15 protein-coding genes are annotated in these 16124 nt (G+C 61.3%); 10 read left to right on the forward strand and 5 right to left on the reverse strand.

Features of this window, described 5'->3' with window-relative positions:
- Positions 1-188 precede the first annotated feature (188 nt).
- Positions 189-917, reverse strand: coding sequence for a DUF2231 domain-containing protein (locus tag ACWJKU_RS09990; RefSeq protein WP_454142159.1), 729 nt, complete (start codon positions 915-917; stop codon positions 189-191).
- A 266-nt stretch (positions 918-1183) separates the two neighbouring features.
- On the opposite strand from ACWJKU_RS09990, the gene ACWJKU_RS09995 reads away from it, so the two are divergent.
- From ACWJKU_RS09995 to ACWJKU_RS10010, 4 genes are read left to right on the forward strand one after another with little or no spacing between them, the layout of a single operon-like run.
- Positions 1184-1336 (forward strand): hypothetical protein, encoded by a 153-nt coding sequence (locus ACWJKU_RS09995; protein WP_454142160.1) that lies wholly within the window; start codon positions 1184-1186, stop codon positions 1334-1336.
- A gap of 15 nt (positions 1337-1351) precedes the next feature.
- Entirely contained in the window at positions 1352-1420 is a 69-nt protein-coding gene (locus ACWJKU_RS10000) for a hypothetical protein (protein WP_454148102.1), read from the forward strand.
- 11 nt (positions 1421-1431) lie between these two features.
- On the forward strand, positions 1432-1623 hold the full coding sequence (locus ACWJKU_RS10005) for a MotA/TolQ/ExbB proton channel family protein (protein WP_454142161.1): 192 nt from the start codon (positions 1432-1434) through the stop codon (positions 1621-1623).
- A complete protein-coding gene (locus ACWJKU_RS10010; RefSeq protein WP_454142162.1) occupies positions 1613-2437 on the forward strand; it encodes a hypothetical protein in 825 nt (274 codons plus the stop codon). The genes ACWJKU_RS10005 and ACWJKU_RS10010 overlap by 11 nt, the downstream gene beginning before the upstream one ends.
- A 561-nt stretch (positions 2438-2998) precedes the next feature.
- Here ACWJKU_RS10010 and ACWJKU_RS10015 read toward each other — a convergent pair.
- Genes ACWJKU_RS10015 through ACWJKU_RS10025 form a run of 3 tightly spaced genes read right to left on the reverse strand, consistent with a single transcriptional unit; the run spans position 2999 to position 8043 of the window.
- Positions 2999-3961, reverse strand: a complete 963-nt coding sequence (locus tag ACWJKU_RS10015; protein WP_454142163.1) for a terpene synthase family protein — start codon at positions 3959-3961, stop codon at positions 2999-3001.
- Between the two features lie 22 nt (positions 3962-3983).
- On the reverse strand, positions 3984-6836 hold the full coding sequence (locus tag ACWJKU_RS10020; protein ID WP_454142164.1) for an EAL domain-containing protein: 2853 nt from the start codon (positions 6834-6836) through the stop codon (positions 3984-3986).
- Between the two features lie 22 nt (positions 6837-6858).
- Positions 6859-8043, reverse strand: coding sequence for a hypothetical protein (locus ACWJKU_RS10025; protein ID WP_454142165.1), 1185 nt, complete (start codon positions 8041-8043; stop codon positions 6859-6861).
- A 16-nt stretch (positions 8044-8059) separates the two neighbouring features.
- On the opposite strand from ACWJKU_RS10025, the gene ACWJKU_RS10030 reads away from it, so the two are divergent.
- On the forward strand, positions 8060-8587 hold the full coding sequence (locus ACWJKU_RS10030; protein WP_454142166.1) for a hypothetical protein: 528 nt from the start codon (positions 8060-8062) through the stop codon (positions 8585-8587).
- 392 nt (positions 8588-8979) lie between these two features.
- Here the strand turns inward: ACWJKU_RS10030 and ACWJKU_RS10035 are convergent, their stop codons facing one another.
- Complete coding sequence (locus ACWJKU_RS10035) at positions 8980-9180, reverse strand: hypothetical protein (protein ID WP_454142167.1); 201 nt, start codon at positions 9178-9180, stop codon at positions 8980-8982.
- A gap of 105 nt (positions 9181-9285) precedes the next feature.
- Between ACWJKU_RS10035 and hyfB the strand changes: the two genes are divergently transcribed.
- Genes hyfB through ACWJKU_RS10060 form a run of 5 tightly spaced genes read left to right on the forward strand, consistent with a single transcriptional unit; the run spans position 9286 to position 16115 of the window.
- Entirely contained in the window at positions 9286-11415 is a 2130-nt protein-coding gene (gene hyfB, locus ACWJKU_RS10040) for a hydrogenase 4 subunit B (RefSeq protein WP_454142168.1), read from the forward strand.
- Positions 11415-12359 (forward strand): respiratory chain complex I subunit 1 family protein, encoded by a 945-nt coding sequence (locus ACWJKU_RS10045; protein WP_454142169.1) that lies wholly within the window; start codon positions 11415-11417, stop codon positions 12357-12359. The genes hyfB and ACWJKU_RS10045 overlap by 1 nt, the downstream gene beginning before the upstream one ends.
- Positions 12359-13039, forward strand: a complete 681-nt coding sequence (locus ACWJKU_RS10050) for a formate hydrogenlyase (protein ID WP_454142170.1) — start codon at positions 12359-12361, stop codon at positions 13037-13039. The genes ACWJKU_RS10045 and ACWJKU_RS10050 overlap by 1 nt, the downstream gene beginning before the upstream one ends.
- A complete protein-coding gene (locus tag ACWJKU_RS10055) occupies positions 13036-14502 on the forward strand; it encodes a hydrogenase 4 subunit F (RefSeq protein WP_454142171.1) in 1467 nt (488 codons plus the stop codon). The genes ACWJKU_RS10050 and ACWJKU_RS10055 overlap by 4 nt, the downstream gene beginning before the upstream one ends.
- Positions 14499-16115, forward strand: coding sequence for a hydrogenase large subunit (locus tag ACWJKU_RS10060; protein ID WP_454142172.1), 1617 nt, complete (start codon positions 14499-14501; stop codon positions 16113-16115). Before ACWJKU_RS10055 ends, ACWJKU_RS10060 begins: the two co-directional genes overlap by 4 nt.
- Positions 16116-16124: the final 9 nt, after the last annotated feature.

The following is a 16124-nucleotide window of genomic DNA, read 5'->3' on the forward strand; positions in this document are numbered from 1 at the left end:
TACGGATTCCTGCCGGACATCCTCGGAGCCGGAGCATTTTTTCATCGGATGTAGCGGGCGCTACTCGCTGCGGCGCCAGCGCGGCCGAATTCGATCCGGCGCGCCGGCGGTCTCCGCGTCTGTCGGCAGACTTCCGGCGCCGAGATTATCCCCGCAAGGCGGCCGGAGGACCGTCGCGGCGCTCGAAATCATGGCGAAAGATCCGCATGGTCGTGAGCGTGAACATGAGCATCCACATCCGCGTCCGTCTCGTCGCCGGAATCCGCCCGATGATGCTCGTGCTCCTCATGATGATGGTGATCGTCCGCCAGTTGCAGGTTTTTTACGCCGACACCGTGCTGATAGACCATCAATCCGCCCAAATCGGCGGCAAATACGATACTGGTCAGAACGATCGCGCCGATCAAGAGGTGCAAGGCCCCAGCCATGCCGGAAAACCGCTCCCGGGCCAAAAGCCGCCAAACGGCCAGCGCCGCGGATAATCCGGCGATCGTCAATCCCAGCCGCTCATGCCATTCCATGACTTCGTGCACCGCACTGCCGTGAGGAACGGTATCCTCCGCGACCAATCCGGCAGCGGCCGCCGCAATGGCTCCCAAAGCGCCAAAATAAAGCATCCAGCTGGCGGCGTGCCGCAATCCTGGACGTTTCAGTGCCGCGCCCATGAGCTCCAGGAGAAAAAAACCCGTGAGGAAAGCGATCGGAAAATGAACGATCAACGGGTGCAAATTGGCGCCCAGCGCCTCGATACCAGTGAACGGGTTCATCGAAACGCCCGACTCGAGCGATCGAGATACGGTGTCCAGCGATTTTTCGACAACCAACAGCAAACCGCCGCCGGCCCCTCCGTCGCCGCCGCCATGAACCAAGGGCCGTATGAAGTGTCCGATCGAATCCGGATCTGGAAAATTGAACATGGTCGTTCCCGAATGTGTAGTTGAAGGTCAAGTGGGTTCGATAGCGAACGATCCGAGACGTTCTGTTAGTCACCCTCCTGCGATACAAGTTTCGCAAAGAATTCCCGGGTTCGGAACTACGTGCGGCGAGGTGCTCGGATTTCGGCCGCCGGCATACCGGGACAAGAACTGCGTAATATGCCACACCCGGCTGCGCGATATGCCACGGCCGGCGCCGATTGTGCAGCCGCATGGGGTTGCCTGGAATCTGTGAGGGAAAAACAACAATGACGTCTTTCAATAGCACCGCGTTGTCCCATCGGGTCGATTACGGGGTGATCGGTCTGTTGCTGCTGGCCAGCGTCTGGGCGGCGGCCATCGCCTTCGAGCGCCGGCTCTTCTACCGCCGCGTCGATCTCGCCCAATATCCCAGCAGCTAGGCTCTGGAGACCGAACTGACCCGACATCTGACGGTGATCGGCACAGTGGCGGCCAATGCCCCCTACATCGGACTCCTCGGCTAGCGATGGGGATCATGCTGACTTTCCACAAGATGGGAACGGACAAGAGCATGGACGTGCACAGCATCATGATCGGCCTCAGCATGGCCTTGAAGGCGACCGCCATGGGGCTGGTGGCGACGATTCCCTGCGTGGTGCCGAACAACGTGCTCCGGCGCCGTATCAAGGAACTGGTCACGGCTTACGAGGTACGCCTTGGATCGTGATATCGACCAGATCAATGTGATTCCCCCGGTCGATGTGATGCCGGTGCTCTTGGTGATCATCCTGACCACCGCCACCTTCATCGTCACCGGCCCGGTGCCGGTGGATCTGGCCGAGGCATTGAATCCTTATCCCTGGGAGCGGCTGATCGTCCTGCGCGCCGACCGCGCCGGCGTCCTTCGTCAAGGTGGTGGACGCGATCAAGAGTCTCGGCTTCCCTTACGTCAGCCTGGAAGTCAAGCGCGCCGAGCCCGCCTCATGACGTCGTTACACAAGCTCCGGCAGCAGCGGCATTATCCGAGCGCGGCGCCTCGGCTGGGCCCAGGTGTCGGTGCCATTCCGTTCGATTACCGGCTGCAACGCCGAGCCGGGCGAAACGCCCCATCGCACTCAGCGTTTTCCCGCAGCGCCGGACCGCCGGGCGGCCCCGGCGCCGGGTACACGGCTCTCCCAGCCTGGCATTTCTATTGCATCGAATTCGAGCGCACGAACGGACGCCCGAGTGCCGATCCCCCTCTTCCTCGACGCCGGCCGTCCGGACGCGCGCAATCGCCTCACTGGGTTATCGGCGCCGCCGGCGGCGCCCGTTTTTCGAAGGAGACGGCTATGCGGAATGCGGCCCCACGGTTTCAGGCAACAGGCGATCCGGTTTTCGACGATCCCGACGGGACACCGCCGACCGCATGGGTACGGGCGGTGCAGCGCGCCCAGGGCCAATCGCCCTGCTACCGCAGCGACGAGCGTTTCTTCTGCCCCGATCAGGACTGCCCGTGGCGCCATCCTTGCCGCAAACTCGTCGCCGCCTGGCGAAGGTGAAGGAAGGCGACACCCCCGAATCCGGTCCGCCCTGGAAGATCAAGCGGGCCATGAAGGATCGCCGCTTGCGGGAGCGGAACGCTCTCGGCAGGACGGAAACACCGTGACGCGGAATATGCCTCGAGGGCAGGTCCTTGTCAGTCATAGGGATTTTCGCGCGATCCCGAAAATCGGCCGCCGCAGGAACCGCATCGTTTGCATGATTTGCCGCGGTCACCGATAACCGTGGCCGCCGGCGGTTCGTCGCTTCTCTTTCCGATCAGGGATCTCGAACGGGGATATTCATTTGCCCGGCGTTTGAAAACATCCGTACTCGATACTCACGGCGTCGCCATCGGCTCACTCAGCTTTGCCGGGCGGCGTTCGGTCCGCTTGCGAACGCCGCCCGTTCAAGGTCGGCCGTGTGCGCCGACGCATCGTAAAGGCGCCTCGCCAGATCCGTCGCGGTCGAATGTTCGAGTCTGGACGATGGTTTCCGGACGGGTTCGAGCGGCTTCGGCTACTGATCGTTTTGATTCCGGGCTGGAATCCGAATACCGCGGAAAACGCCCGATTCTCCGCTCAACATTCTGAAAAGTCTGCGGCGGCCGGCACCGCATATCGCCCCGAAGTATAGGACCAGTCGAGATTGCCGCGCATCCACGAACATAGAACGGAAACAAAACGCTGAACGTCGGCGTCGATCCCGGAGCCGAACGCGGGCAATCGTTCTTGCAGGGCAACGAAATTGCGCACTTCCTGATTCGTCAGTTCCGCGGTTTGCCGAACGGCTTCTTGAAGGGACAAGCGGTGATGGTGCTGAAACGTCACCACCAGGTTGTGGACGTCGTTGTGTTGCACTTCTTTGGCGAACGAGATGATGTCATTGGACCAGCAGACGACGTTGTTCGCCATTCGGATCAGACTCTGCAAAGTCTCGTGCTTGCGCACGTGAAGCGGCAGGTCGATGTTTTCCACGACATCGATCAACTCGATATCGGTATAGAGTCCTCCGGTAAACGGGCGCATCGCGATATATGTTTCCGGGTCGGGCGTAACGGCGGCTGCACGGTTTCGAGCCTCCCACTCCGAGGACTCGAAGTATTCGATGACGCTGAGAATGAACCGGCACATCCAGGCATTGCTCGCCGTTTGCCGCAGTCTGGAGCAAAGTTCGTGCAGCGCGTGGGCGAGCGGGAGATCGGCTTCGCCGGGTTCGCGCCCGGTCAGAATCTCCGTCAGACGCTCATGAAAACGGGCGAGGTCGTCAGGATTCCGCCCGAAGCCGGATTCGTCGCATTGATCGTCGCGGATGAACAGCCAGGTGTTCCAGTCCGAGACGATATCGAGCCCGTCGAGGGGCGCGTCGGGATACGCACGGGCGGCCAGCCAACTGAACCTGGACGCCTCCAGCCGCCGCCATTCACGATCGCCGGAAACGAGGTTGAATTGCCTTACCCACGCCAGAGTATGGCGATTGGCCGCATCGGCATGCGGATTGAGCCGCGAGGGAAAGGGGCAGTAAAATTCGGGCGGTGTGATCATGTCCATATCAAAAAATAATAGTTCAAAAAATGCAGCCGGATGACCCTCGCGCTCCCATTCCGGGCGAGTCGATCGCCGGCGTGTTTGCCGGTTTCAAATGTCGATCGGGGCGGCCTATGAAAAAGCCTTGCACCAGGTCGACTCCCAATTCGCGAAGTCGCATCAGTGTCTCTGCATTTTCAACTCCTTCGGCGACGATCTTTTGCCGGTAGCCGTGCGCGAGCGTGGTCAGGGCGCTGACGAACACATTGTCGTCTTCGTCATAGGCCAGGCGGCTGATAAACGAGCGGTCGATCTTCACATGCTTTATCGGCAAGTGCCTGAGATAATGGAACGAGGCAAATCCTGCGCCAAAATCATCCATCGCAAATCCGAAACCGATCTTGGTGAGTTCATCCATGATCCGCTTGGCGGCGTCCAGATCGGCGATAGCGGCCGTCTCCGTAATTTCGAGCAGCAACCGCTCGGGAGCCAAGCGGCCGTCTCGAGATGCTTGCTTGAGCGGTTCGGCCCATCCCGGATCGGTGAGCGCGGAAGCGGACAGATTGATCGACAGGCGTGCGGATCGGTCCTTGTCAAGAATCTCGATCGCCTCGCGGGTGACATACGAATCGATGGCATTCATCAGGTCCGAACTCACGATGACGTCCATGTACTCGCCCGGCAGGACGAGCCGCCCGTCCTCCAGCGTCAATCGAAGCAGCGCCTCGTGGTAAGCGATCTGTCCCGTCGCCATGTCGACCACCGGCTGATAGTAGAAAAACAAGCGCCGTTGATCCAGGGATTGGGCGATGACGTTGCGCCAATACGCCCGATGACTGATCTGGGCCCGCTCCTCTCCCGAGTGGGAGAACAAGTGCCATCGCCCGCGCCCCGACTTTTTGGCCTGATACATGGCCGCATCCGCATTCGCCATGAGTTCCTCCACGTTTTTGCCGTGCTCCGGTATCAACGCGATGCCTATGCTGGCGGAAATGCGATAGCTTCGATCGCCGAAGCGAAACGGTTTTTCGGTCAAGCGCTGATTCAGATCCTGGGCAAAGTATTCCGCTCCTGCCCGGTCGGTAGCGGTCATCAGAACGGCGAATTCGTCTCCGCCCAGTCGAGCCAGCACGTCCGACTTCCGCGCGCGCGCCCTGAGTTCGCCGGACAGCAGGCAAAGCAGTGCATCGCCGGCGGCGTGCCCGCTGCTGTCGTTGACGTCTTTGAAATGGTCCAGGTCGAATAAAAGCAAGGCGGCCTGAACGCTGCTCCGCTCCGCCTCGGCAAAGCTCCGCTCCAGTTCGTCCTTGAACCAATGCCGATTGTGGAGACCGGTCAACGAATCGTGGTTGGCGAGCCAGCGGATGCGCGATTCGGCCTGAATCCTATCGGTGGCGTCCAGTCCGATGGACAGCACGGCGATGCCGTTTTCATGCTCCAGCCCCAGGCGGGTATGTACCCAGACGATATGCCGCCTGGCGCCGTTGCGGCAGATCAGGACGGCCTCGTGTTCCAAGCGATGCAGCAGACTGGAGAAGAGTTTTTCGAGATTCCGGCCGATGTCCGCTTTTTCGTCGTCGATTTCGATTAAATCGACGAAACGGGCATCCACCAGCGTCTCGCTGGAACGTCCCAGAATTTGGCACGTCAGTTCGTTGGCGGTACGGATCCGGCCGTCCTGGGTTTGAGTCAAGATCAAAACTTGGGCGTTGTCCAACAGACCTTGAATGAAGTCTCTTTCCGCCGCCAAGGCGTTCTGGTGCTCTTCGATTTGATGAGCCAATCGGACGGACGTGGCATAAAGAATGTCGATTTCGTCTTTCCATTCGACCAGGCGGCTGTGCCGCTTGAGCCGCTCGTTGACCTTGTCGTAGTTTCCGTAAGCGAGCAAGGGCAATGTCGATGCGAGATGTTGAATGCGCCGCAACGGCGCATGCAGCAGGATGAGCAGCAGCACTTCGGCTACGGCCAGGGATATCCCGATCACGAGCAATGCATCCCGGTTGGCCTGGTCGAGGGCCGCGGCCGAGGCGCTAACATCGGCGATAAACAGGATATGGCCGGTCTCGCCGCTGTCGAGGATGTCGCTCAAAGGCGAGGCATAAACCGTGAATCTTTTCCTGTTCCACTCCGCTCCCTTTTCGGCTCTGATCGCATCCGGCCCGGAATAGCGCCCGGAAAGATTCCTTAAAAAGGGTTCCAGTTTCTGGGGATTGGATAGCGCGGCAACGCGCAGCCGCCAAGACCCCAGCATTTTTTCGTCGGTTTCCGAGGCGTCCACGAGGATAGCGACATCCGTTCCGGCACCCGCGGAAAAATCCAATACCAGATCGGTGATCATCTGGCTGAGCGAAAGGACGCCCACGCTGCGTCCGTCGGAAAGCAACGGCACGAACGAATGAAGGCTGCAACCGGGTTGACAGGTCAAGACCGTCAACGGCTGTTCCGTTTCCAGGACCCGGCTCAAGACTTCCGGCAACTGCTCTTGCGGAACCGCCACCGCCGTTGAAGACGACCAGCGGAGCAACGAGCGGCCTTCGACGCTGAAAAGTTCGATCCGCTCCACATCCAGTTCGTAACGCACGCTGGAAAAGAGTCCCTGCAGCCTGGCCGCCTTTTGATCCTTGCGCTGCGCGGTAATGAGCCGATCCAACTTGCCGAGCGAAGCGAGCACGACACCGAGGCGTTGCAAGCGGTCGGCCGAGCGTTCGATCAGATCTTTGAACTCGGTCCGAAGGGCGGCGTTGCGGACCGCCTGCTGGTCATTGAACTGCGTTCTTAAATTCCAGTGGTTCAGGGCGCCGAAAGCGATGCCCAGCATCATCAAAAGCAGACTCAGGAACACGAACCCTTTTCGGCGCAGTGACCAGAAGTGGTTCGTGTCGTTCGTCATTCGCCTTCCTCAGCAAAAGACTTCAGAAGCGGAACGAAAGCATCAGGGCAAAGAGATCCCAGTGCGGATCGCCGCCGCCTTTCAACAAGTCGGAATTGTCGTGCGGCGAAAGCCAGGCCGTGCCATCCACGTTATGGTATTCCGCGGCGATCAGCCAATTTCGCACAAATTCCCAGCGGACGCCGACGGCGAGATCGCGGGCATAAAATCGGTGGCGCGCCTGGCCGGTCTGCCTGGCCAACGAATGCCCGCTTCGGTCGTCGCGATCGGCGTGAAAAACATCGTAACGAAGTACGGCCGACCAGTCATCGCTCAACCGGTACTCGCCCTGGACGTAAAACCCTTCCGAAGTGCTCTCCAAAGGAGCTGGCGTAAAACCGCCGCGCCGCGAATCGACCCAGCCGTACTCGGCGGTCAAGGACCAGCGCTCTTCGTTGTATTGCAGAGAAAACAAAGGATATAAAGCCTCGACACGACCGGACGGAACCGCCGCCGCACCCGACCTGAAATCACGGTCCAGGTCGACCACGCTGAACATGGCGCGCGCCCGTCCGCCCATCCACTCGTAGACGGCTCGTCCGAGAAATAAGGGACGCCCTTCCATCGTGCCGGGCGCATCGAGGATGCCGGTGAGAAACTCGGCGGCATCTCCGGTGTCGTCCTGCGGGTCCGCTATCATGAATTCCAGGTTGAACCGATGATCTCCCCAGTTATGGCGACTGTACAGCACGCCGCCATCAGCTGAGATCATCGCCTGGCGAAGCCCCAGCGTATCGAAGTAAATCGACTGGGGCAGAATCACCGAAGGCCGGGTCCAGACCACGTCCCGGGTATCGTTATACAAGCCGAACGGTATCTTGACGCGGCCTGCCCGCACCCCCAGCGTCAAAGACGAATCGAGCAACGGAACGTTATAGTCGACCTGGGCGAAATCGAGCCGAAAATCCTCCCGATCGGACCCGCCGGCATTCCGATAAAGCCCTTGAACCGAAAGCAAGAGATTGGGCAGCGGCCGCACCGAGCCATTGATGCCCATCTCGGTAAAATCGAGGCTGCCGCCGCGGCTCGCGCCGAACACCTGATTGCTCGTGGTATAGGTAAAGCCTTGACTGGCAAAGCCGTGCAATTGCCAATCGACGGTACCGAGATCCAGCGCCGATGCGCTCTCGGACAGCAGCAAGCAGACGCTCACGGCGGCTGGGCGCACGCTCGTTCGAGATTTAATGCTCCTCATCACGACCAAGGTCATCCCTAGAAAATTTCTATTTTTCAACATACCCGATCCCCCCTGGCGTCGCCCGAATCTGCTCCTGCATTTCTTGTACCGTCTCGACTACGTGCGGCGTCAAACCCGTTCCCGAAAAAACCAGCCGATCCCATGCCGCCCGCAGTTGAAAGGGATAAACGCCCAGGATTTCCTTGGAAAAACGGATATGGAGAGGGTGCTTATCCGGCAGTACGAAAACACGGATGGGAGTGCCATCGGGCCAGATCGTCAGCCGCATAAAGAAAATTTCTCGCAAGGTGTCGGCGGAAAGCGAATCGGCGCGGGCATTCGCGGCATAGACCTTCGGGGCCGGCCCGGCGGCCATGGCGGCTTTATTGCCGCATACGATATCGCCGGTGAATGCGAGAAACAGGAGAAAGCCAACCCACCAGTACCTGATCGAGCGGTACAAAATACCGGCAGATTTAGACATTATCCTCAAGCAACACCTATTGTTCTTATTCTGGGAAGAGAGGTCGGGTAGCGCGTTTTAGCGGTTTAACTTTATTAGCAGAAGAGTGTCCATCGCTTTCTCCGAATGCTCAAAAACCGATACCCTGCAAGTCGACGGGTTATCGGTCTGTCCATGACACGGATTTCGACGCTCCGGGAGCCCCCCAGCCGCCTGCCGCATCGTTTTCGCGCTCCGCGGACGCGACGCCCGGGTTTTTCCGGGCGAATGGCGGCGGCATGCTTCGCCTTGGATGGTTTCCGGTCACCCTCGGCCATCGCGGCGCGTGAAATCATGCCACATCATTCCGCAAGACCCCAATATCGAGATCGAAGGCGGCCCGTTTCTCTCGTCAAACCCGCCCCGCCTTGTCATGGCCGCGGCGCCGGCGACGGACGGTCTCGGTTTCGGCGAAAACCGCATTTTCAGGATTCGGTATGCCTATCCTTGAACACGTGTTCTTTCCAATCCGGCCCCATGCGCTGTTCGATGTAATCCCGGATCAGTTTGCGGACCATTTGCGAAGGCGTGACGTCTTCGTTCGCGCACAAACGCTCGAACGCGGCTTTTTTGTCGGGATCGATGAGCAGGGTCAAGCGCGCGGTTCGGTTTTCGAGAATCTTCATATACACATCGGATGTTAATTTTTTTAACATTTACAAGTCATATAGTACTGATACCATGTAACTCATTCAAACATAGGCTGCGCGCTTTATGGACATCCCAGCATCATGTCTCTGTTATTCGCCGGCATTTCGGTTCTAACGGCGTTGCTGTCCGGCCTCGTAGCGCTGGCTGCCGGGCCGGACGACTCGTTGCGGCGCGGGATTTTAGGATGGATGGCGAAAATCCCGCTCCGGATCGCGCCGGAATCGCCGTCGCGGAGGCATGAACCGCCAACGTCCAGCCCTCTCTCTCGTCCGGCGAAAACGGCGCCCTTCGTTCTATTAGGGCTATCGGGCGGCTTCGCCGTATTGGCCGGAGTGGCCGCGCTCCTGGGCGGCGGCGCTCGTACGGCAACCTTGCCTTTCGGCCTGCCTTGGCTGAACTGGCACTTGGCGCTCGATCCGCTCGCCGGCTTCTTCTTTTGCGTGCTCGGCATTCCCCTGATCGCCGTGAGCTTGTTCGGTCCCGGTTACGTTCGGGAGTTCGAACGCGGCAAACACCCGCTCTCGGTCCTGGGTCTTTTCACCGGTCTCTTCGTCGCCGGCATGGAATTGGTATTGCTCGCCGACGATGCGTTCCTGTTCATGATCGCCTGGGAAGTGATGTCGGTCGCCAGTTATTTCCTGGTCGCCTATCAGCACGAGCACGCGACCCATCGCCGCGCCGCCTTTTTGTATTTGTTGATGGCCGAAATCGGCGCGATCGCGATCATTCTGGCGTTCGGCGTCCTCGCTGGATTTGCCGGAGGATTGACGTTCGAGGCGCTGCGCAGTGCGACGTTGAGCCCGTTGTGGGCGAGCATCGCCTTTCTTCTGGCATTGACCGGTTTCGGCATGAAGGCGGGACTGGTTCCCCTCCATGCCTGGCTGCCGGAAGCCCATCCGGCCGCGCCGTCCCACATTTCCGCGCTGATGAGCGGAGTCATGCTGAAAGTGGCGGTCTACGGGTTCATCCGCTTCGCCTTCGACTTGCTGCCCTCGCTCTTCTGGCAATGGGGCGTGCTGGTCCTTCTGATCGGCTCGGCGTCCGCCGTGCTCGGCATTCTTTATGCGCTACAGCAGCAAAATCTGAAGCGGCTTCTCGCCTATTCGTCGGTGGAAAACGTCGGCATCATTTTCACCGCCTTAGGTTTAGCGCTGATTTTCCAGAGCAGCGGACAGTCCCAACTGGGAACGCTGGGGCTGGTAGCGGCGCTGCTGCACGCACTCAATCACGCCTTGTTCAAGAGCCTCCTGTTCCTCGGCGCCGGGGCGATTCTGCACCAAACCCATGAACACAGCCTGGAAAACATGGGCGGCCTCGTCCACCGCATGCCCAAGCTGGCGGCCCTGTTTCTGGTCGGCACGCTGAGCATCGCCGCGTTGCCGCCCTTCAACGGCTTCGTTTCGGAGTGGCTGATCTTCCAGACGGCATTGCAGGCCGGCGGCATCCAGAGCGGCATTCTCCGCAGCCTGATTCCCACCGCCAGCGCGGTATTGGCCCTGACTTCGGCGCTCGCAGCCACCTGTTTCGTCAAGGTGTACGGTGTGGCTTTCCTGGGGCTTCCGCGCTCCCGCCACATCGCTCATGCGCGCGAAGCCCGCCATCCCGGGATGCTGACAGGGCCGGCCTTGCTCGCCGCCTGCTGTGTGCTGTTCGGCGTTTTGCCGACGCCGCTCATCAACGCCTTGGGATCGTTGACCCGGCCCCTGACCGGATTCGTTCTGCCGAACATCTCGGTTCTCGGCTGGCTCTGGCTGACGCCGGTATCGCCGGAGGTGGCGGCCTACTCGCCGGCGCTGGTGCTGCTCGGCACCGTGGCGGTGGGCTGGCTGTGCTACTACCTCCTGTACCGCCGCACCGGTCTCGAACCGCGCCGAGCCGAACCCTGGGACTGCGGTTTCGGCGGTTTGACGCCCCGCACCCAGTACACCTCCGGCGCTTTCAGCATGCCGATCCGCCGCATTTTCGAGCCGGTGTTCGAGACCCGCGAGACAGTAGAAGAACAAACGGAAGGGCCTGCCGATACGCGCGTGACGAAGCTCCGCTACCAGTTCCAGGTCCTGGACCGCGCCTGGGCGGTTTTATACGAGCCGTCGGGGCGGGCTGTCACACGCCTGGCGCGCTGGGTCGGCCGCGTGCAGACCGGTAATATCCGCACCTATCTCGGCTATTCGTTCTTCACCCTGATCGTTCTGCTCTGGGTGGTGAGCTGATGGCCTGGTTGATGGCGATATTCCAAACCCTGCTGTTCATCGGCCTGGCGCCCTTGCTGTCCGGCTGGATCAAGCGGGTCAAGTGCCGGCTGCAAAACCGGAAGGCCCCGTCCCTGTTCCAGCCTTACCGGGATCTCCGGAAGCTCTACCGGAAACGACCCATCGTGCCGCATCCCGCCTCCTGGATCTTCCGCGCCGCGCCCTACATCGTCTTCGCGTCCACCGTACTGGCGGCCGCCACCGTGCCCCTGGTGGCGATCCATCTGCCCACGGCGCGCATCGCCGACGTCATCGTACTGGTGGGCTTCTTCGCTCTCGGCCGGACCTTCCTGGTGCTGGCCGGCATGGACATCGGCACCGCCTTCGGCGGCATGGGATCGTCGCGCGAGATGACCATCTCCTCGCTGGCCGAGCCGGCCATGCTCATGGCGGTGTTCACCCTGGCCATGAGCGCGCACACCACCAATCTGTCCCAGGCCGTGAATTTCGCGCTCGATAGCGGTCTGGTCCTGCGCCCGTCCTTCGTGTTCGCCCTCGGAGGGCTGATATTGGTGGCGATCGCCGAAACCGGACGCATTCCCGTGGACAACCCGGCCACCCATCTGGAACTGACCATGATCCACGAGGCCATGATTCTGGAATACAGCGGACGCTGGCTGGCGCTGATCGAATGGGCCAGCCAGATCAAGCTCATGCTCTACGGCGTTCTCATCGCCAACATATTCTTTCCGTGGGGAATCGCCCAGACCTTTACCCTGAACGCGCTCGGCATGGGTCTCGGAATGATCGCACTCAAGCTCGCCGTGCTGGCGGTCGTGCTGGCCCTTTCCGAAGCGCTGTTCGCCAAGATGCGCATTTTCCGGGTGCAGGAATATCTGAGCTTCGCCTATCTTCTCAGCGTCCTCGGCATGCTGAGCCATATCATTCTGGAGGCGGCGCGCTGATGGATTTCGCCGGACTCGATCTGTACAGCCAAGCGGTCCTGCTGCTGGCCGGGCTCATCGCCCTGACCTCTTTCCTGATGCTCGGCCAGTCCCGGCTGGTCAGGCTGGTCCTAGTATTCGCCGCCCAGGGCCTCCTGCTCGCGGCGACCACGGCGATGGTCGCCGGCGTCCTGCATTTTCCCCATCTCTATATCTCGGCGGGCCTGAGCTTTCTGCTCAAGGGCATTCTCATCCCGATCATGTTGTACCGGCTGATCCATCGCCTGGGGCTGCACCGCGAGATGGACACGATCGAGCACCCGGCTCGGGTGATGATGGGGGGGGCGTTCCTGATGGTGTTCAGTTATTACGTGAGCCTTCCGGTCGTCGCCCATTCGCCGCTGGTGACGCTCAACGCCATCGCCGTCAGCCTGGCCGTGGTCCTCTTGGGCATGCTGCTGATGATCACCCGGCGGCAGGCGGTGGCCCACGTGGTGGGTTTCATGTCGATCGAGAACGGCTTGTTCTTCGCGGCGGTGGTCTCGACCTACGGCATGCCGATGGTGGTGGAACTGGGCGTCGCGGCCGACGTCCTGGTCGCCGCCGTCGTTTTCGGCGTGTTCTTTTTCCAGATCCGCGAGAGCATCGATTCTTTGGACGTGGATCGGCTCAGCAAGCTGAGCGAGGCGGACAAAACATGATCGCGGCCTACCTCATCCTGCTGATTCCCCTGGCCGGCATGGCGATTTTGGGTCTCGTGGCCGACAGCCGGCGGGCGGGACGCATCAACGTAAACTGCAATGCCTTGGCCTTGGCGGCATCGCTCTGGCTCGCCGTCGACGTGCTGGTTCACGGACCCCGATTGTCTTCGGGTCAACTTCTCTACATCGACTCCTTCAATGTTTACCTGGTGGTTCTGACCGCGTTCGTCGGATTGACCACGGCCATCTTCTCCGGCCCCTACATGGCGCACGAACTGGAAACAGGGCGCGTCAACCCGAGGCGCCTCAGGCTTTACTACGCCATGTATCAGGGCTTCATGCTCGCCATGTACCTGGTGTTGACCACCAACAACATGGGCGTTTTGTGGGTGGCGATGGAGGGCGCGACACTGGCTACGGTGCTGCTGGTCAGCCTGTACCGCACACCCGAGTCGGTGGAGGCCGCCTGGAAGTATTTCATCCTGTGCGGCGTCGGCATCGCCCTGGCCTTGTTCGGCACGGTGCTGCTCTATTTCGCCGCCGAACAGAAACTGGGCATAGGCGGCAATGCGCTGTTATGGACGGTGCTGCACGAGAACGCTGGTCTCCTCGAACCCACCATCATGAGACTGGCCTTCGTGTTCCTGCTGGTGGGCTACGGCACCAAGATCGGCCTCGTGCCTCTGCACAACTGGCTGCCGGACGCCCATTCCGAGGGTCCGACCCCGATGTCGGCCATCCTTTCGGGGCTCCTGCTCAACGATGCCTTGTATGCCGTGGTGCGCTGCAAAATGCTGGTGGACGGCTCCCTCGACACCCAGATGGCGGGCTATCTGATGATGGGCTTCGGCCTCCTGTCCTTCCTGGTGGCGGCCCTGTTCCTGCACCGTCAAACCGACATCAAGCGGCTGTTCAGCTATTCGTCGATCGAGCACATGGGGCTCATGACCTTCGCCTTCGGCGTTGGCAGCCCGTGGGCCACTTTCGCCGCCCTGTTCCACATGACCACCCACTCGCTGACCAAATCGGCGATCTTCGTCACCGTGGGACACGCCGCCCAGCTCGCTGGCACCCAGCGCATGGACAAGATTCGCGGCCTGATCCTGACCCAGCCCGCCATCGGCTGGGGCCTTCTGATCGGCACCGTGGCCATCGCCGGGTTTCCGCCGTTCGGCGTATTCGCCAGCGAATTCCTGGTGCTCATCGCCACCATGCGCGATTACCCCTGGCTGACGCCGCTGCTTTTGATCGGCATCGGCGTCGCCTTCGCCGGCCTGTTCCGGCACTTGCAGCTCATGGTCTACGGGGACGCCCCTGAAGGCCAAAAACCCATCCCGGCGAATTTGTTGCCGGTGATGATCCACCTGGCGCTGGTGCTCTGGCTCGGGCTGTCCATTCCGGGTTTCTTGGGCAACTGGTTCAGCCAGGCCACTCAATTGATTTCCGGAGCGTCTCCGCTTTGAAAGAGGCTTCCCAAAACGCAACCGTCGCGGAAAGCATCGACGCCGGCCGGGCACTCCATACCGCGCTGGTTTCGGAAGGCGTCAAAGCCCGGCCGGTCGTGCCCAGCCCCTTACCGCCGGCCGATCTGGTCGAAGTGGAGAGCGGCGACTGGGGCAAAGCCGCCCGGCAAGCGAGCGCGCAGCGCTGGCGCTGGGCCGGAGCCTGGGCGGAAGACCGTGGCTCCGCGCTGACGATGAATGCTTGCCTCGAAAAGCAAGGGCGCTACCTGATCCTGCGAACCGAGCTGCCGCCCGACGATCCCGGCCTTCCCTCGCACGCGCCGTATTACTGGGCGGCGGACCGGGTGGAACGGCATATCCGGGATCTGTTCGGCATTCGTTTCGCCGACCATCCCGACCCCAAGCGCTGGACTCGCCACAAAGCCTGGGAGGAAACCGCTTACCCGTTACGGAAAAGCTTTCCCGCGGGAACCGTCCCTTCCGGCGAAACTCCGCCGGACAACGATTACCCTTTCCTCAAGGCTCAGGGCGCGAGCGTCTACGAGATTCCGGTCGGGCCGGTCCACGCGGGCATCATCGAACCCGGTCATTTCCGCTTCCAGGCGGTGGGAGAAACCGTCCTGCACCTGGAGGAACGGCTCGGCTACGTACACAAGGGCATCGAAAAGATCGCCGAGGGGCGCGACCCGACCGGACTCGCCAGGCTGGCCGGACGGGTCTCCGGCGACACGACGGTCGGCCACGCCTGGGCCGCCTGCATGGCGATGGAGCGCGCGGCCGGCGTCGAGATTCCTCCGCGGGCGGCCTATATCCGCGGCCTCCTGGCGGAGCGCGAGCGGGTCATCAATCATCTGTGGGATTTGGGCGCCCTGTGCAACGATGTGGGATTCGCCTTCGGCCATTATCAGTTCGGCCGCTTGCGCGAGCTGTGGCTCAGGGAAAACCGGGCGCTGTTCAGCCACCGCCTGATGATGGACGCCCTGGTTCCGGGCGGCGTGTCCGTGGATGTCCCGCCGGAAGCGGACGTTCGCATGCGGAATTCGGTCGCCTCGCTGCGCCGGGAACTGGACGAACTGCTCACCCTGCTCGACGCCAACTCGTCGCTCGAAGACCGCTTCCTGACCACCGGCGTATTGTCCTCCGAACTGGCTCTTGCCCTGGGCGCTCTGGGCTATGTGGGCCGGGCGAGCGGCCTGAATTTCGACGTGCGCCGCGATGCGCCCTACCCGCCTTACGATGATCTGAACGTACGCGTGCCGGTGGAGAGCCAGGGCGACGTCGCATCGAGGTTCTGGGTCCGCTACAAGGAACTGCGCGCGGCTCTGCGCTTGATCGAGCAAATGCTGGCCGGCCTCCCGTCCGGAGACATCGCCGCCGCATGGCGGAGTCCCCGCGAGGGAACCGAGGGTTTCGCCGCGGCGGAGGGCTGGCGCGGCGAAATCCTCTGCTACGTGCGTTTCGGCGCGGACGGACGCCTGAGCCGCTATTACCCGCGCGATCCCAGCGTCATCAACTGGCCGGCCCTGGAAAAGCTGGTGCTGGGCAATATCGTGCCCGATTTTCCGGTGTGCAATAAATCGGTCAACGGGTCCTATTCCGGTCACGATCTATAACGAGGTTCC

It is taken from the genome of Methylocaldum sp. MU1018, assembly GCF_053646775.1.

Bases quoted from the DNA above. Each gene is read 5' to 3' on its own strand.
- ACWJKU_RS09990 (WP_454142159.1), bottom strand. From the start codon at position 917: ATGTTCAATTTTCCAGATCCGGATTCGATCGGACACTTCATACGGCCC.
- ACWJKU_RS09995 (WP_454142160.1), top strand. From the start codon at position 1,184: ATGACGTCTTTCAATAGCACCGCGTTGTCCCATCGGGTCGATTACGGG.
- ACWJKU_RS10005 (WP_454142161.1), top strand. From the start codon at position 1,432: ATGCTGACTTTCCACAAGATGGGAACGGACAAGAGCATGGACGTGCAC.
- ACWJKU_RS10015 (WP_454142163.1), bottom strand. From the start codon at position 3,961: ATGATCACACCGCCCGAATTTTACTGCCCCTTTCCCTCGCGGCTCAAT.
- ACWJKU_RS10020 (WP_454142164.1), bottom strand. From the start codon at position 6,836: ATGACGAACGACACGAACCACTTCTGGTCACTGCGCCGAAAAGGGTTC.
- ACWJKU_RS10030 (WP_454142166.1), top strand. From the start codon at position 8,060: ATGCTCCTCATCACGACCAAGGTCATCCCTAGAAAATTTCTATTTTTC.
- ACWJKU_RS10035 (WP_454142167.1), bottom strand. From the start codon at position 9,180: ATGAAGATTCTCGAAAACCGAACCGCGCGCTTGACCCTGCTCATCGAT.
- hyfB (WP_454142168.1), top strand. From the start codon at position 9,286: ATGTCTCTGTTATTCGCCGGCATTTCGGTTCTAACGGCGTTGCTGTCC.
- ACWJKU_RS10045 (WP_454142169.1), top strand. From the start codon at position 11,415: ATGGCCTGGTTGATGGCGATATTCCAAACCCTGCTGTTCATCGGCCTG.
- ACWJKU_RS10050 (WP_454142170.1), top strand. From the start codon at position 12,359: ATGGATTTCGCCGGACTCGATCTGTACAGCCAAGCGGTCCTGCTGCTG.
- ACWJKU_RS10055 (WP_454142171.1), top strand. From the start codon at position 13,036: ATGATCGCGGCCTACCTCATCCTGCTGATTCCCCTGGCCGGCATGGCG.